The sequence below is a fragment of the Rivihabitans pingtungensis genome (assembly GCF_003201855.1).
In the GTDB taxonomy this organism is placed as follows: domain Bacteria; phylum Pseudomonadota; class Gammaproteobacteria; order Burkholderiales; family Aquaspirillaceae; genus Rivihabitans; species Rivihabitans pingtungensis.
Map to the genome: position 1 here is coordinate 1 of NZ_QJKI01000050.1, position 1,404 is coordinate 1,404.

Annotated in this window: 1 protein-coding gene; it reads left to right on the forward strand. The window is 58.0% G+C overall.

Features of this window, described 5'->3' with window-relative positions; translation table 11 throughout:
- Nucleotides 1–66: 66 nt before the first annotated feature.
- The gene (locus DFR34_RS16670) at nucleotides 67–1,383 is read left to right on the forward strand and encodes an IS4 family transposase (protein ID WP_110392274.1); all 1,317 of its coding nucleotides are present in this window, start codon (nucleotides 67–69) and stop codon (nucleotides 1,381–1,383) included.
- The last annotated feature ends 21 nt before the right edge of the window (nucleotides 1,384–1,404 follow it).

A 1,404-nucleotide genomic window follows, 5' to 3' on the forward strand; every position in this document is an offset into this window, starting at 1 on the left:
CATCCCATTACACACAAGTAGCCAGTCACCGTAAGATGCAAGCCTTTCTCACCGACGAGCGCCATCATGAACTGGGCAGCTGAAGAATTCAAAACCCTGAACCTGGATGATGCCAGACTCAATGCTCGCGCCGTGCTGCTGGCCGAACGCCTGAGTAATAAACCCACCGAAAGCATCCCTGGCGCCTGTCACGGCTGGGCCGAAACACAAGCAGCTTATCGCCTGCTGTCCAACGCCAAAACCTCATGGCAAGCACTGCTTGAGCCACATTGGGCAAACAGCATCGAACGCATGCGCCACCACCCGGTGGTGCTCAACATCCAGGACACCACTGAGCTTAACTTCAATGGCCGGCAGACTGCCGGCCTGGGGCCGCTGAGCTATGACGCACAACGAGGCCTCTATCTGCACCCCTCCTACGTCATCACCCCTGCCCGCGAACCTCTGGGCGTGCTCGACGCCTGGATATGGGCGCGCGAACCCAAAAACGCCGATGGCGTGCGTGATGACGTCAAGGAAAGCACACGCTGGATCGAAGGCTATGAGCGGGTGGCTGAACGGGCCAGCGCACTGCCGCAAACTCGGCAAGTCTATGTCGCAGATCGCGAAGCAGATATCCTGGCTTTACTCATCAAAGCCCGTGATCTTGGACACGCAGCCGACTACCTGATTCGCTGCCAGCATAACCGGGCATTGCCTGGCGGCGGCAAGCTCTGGACTCGGCTGGAACAGGCGCAACCGTTGGGAAACATCACCTTCTCGCTACCGGCAGGACGAGGACGCAAAGCACGCACAGTCACTCAGCGGCTGCGAGCAGAACGCATTGAACTGAAAGGCACAGCAGACAATCTGCCCGTCACCTTCCTGCTGGCGGAAGAAATTAACCCACCCGCAGGCGTCAAACCTGTCGTGTGGAGATTGCTCAGCAACCGTGCGGCAGAAAACCTGGAACAGGCAGTCGAGCTGATTGACTGGTATCGGGCGCGCTGGGAGATTGAACTGTTCTTCCTGATTCTGAAAGAAGGCTGCCGAATCGAAGCCCTGCAGCTTGGGGAGGTGGAGCGGATTGAAAACGCCTTGGCGCTCTACCTGGTGGTGAGCTGGAGAATCAACAGGTTAATGCGGCTTGGCCGGAGTTTGCCAGACTTGCCGGCGGACCTGCTGTTTGAAGCGGACGAATGGCGTGCGGCGTATATCTTGAATAAGAAACGTCCGCCGAAGGAAACGCCGTCACTGAATGCGGTGGTGAGGCTAATTGCACAACTGGGCGGCTTCCTTGGGCGAAAAGGAGATGGCGAACCGGGGGCCAAGACGTTGTGGCTTGGGCTACGTGACATTGCTGTGTGCGTTGAGGGGATGCGTTTCGCTCGTGAGCTGTTGTAGCACGATGTGTGTAAGGGGATG